The 376-nt window shown below is 62.2% G+C and carries 1 pseudogene; it reads right to left on the bottom strand.

Going from position 1 to position 376, the window contains the following annotated elements:
* Positions 1-327, bottom strand: a pseudogene (locus EN807_RS33135) (aldolase); the annotation flags it as partial.
* Positions 328-376: the final 49 nt, after the last annotated feature.

The raw sequence follows: 376 nt of genomic DNA, 5'->3' as shown, positions 1-376 counted from the left end.
GATCAGCTCTACTGCATCATCGAGCTTCGAATAATTCAGGCAATAGGTGCCCGCCGATCCGATGACTTCGGTCAGAGTGTCGAAGGCGCTGCCACTCAACTCTCGGCCGGGTGCGAACGCCCCGTTGAGCAGCACACGCAATGCGCTGGCCGGGTCGATCGGCTCGAGGCAAGCTTTCGCGTCGCGACCTCGACGAAGCTGGATTGCATAGCCGATTGGTATGGGAGAGGACGGCACGACCTCGCTGGGCACCGCAAACCGAACTCGCCTGCGGTCTGGCCGGCGACAAACCGGAACAGCGTCGAGATCGGGGAAGCGTTCGGCCAAAAGCGGCCATGCTCCTGCCTTGACGGCAGGCGCAAACGGCAGACCAATG

It is taken from the genome of Mesorhizobium sp. M5C.F.Ca.ET.164.01.1.1, from assembly GCF_004792125.1.
Taxonomy (GTDB): domain Bacteria; phylum Pseudomonadota; class Alphaproteobacteria; order Rhizobiales; family Rhizobiaceae; genus Mesorhizobium; species Mesorhizobium wenxiniae.
The sequence above is the reverse complement of the archived record's forward strand: the minus strand, read 5'-3'. Positions and strand labels throughout refer to the sequence as shown.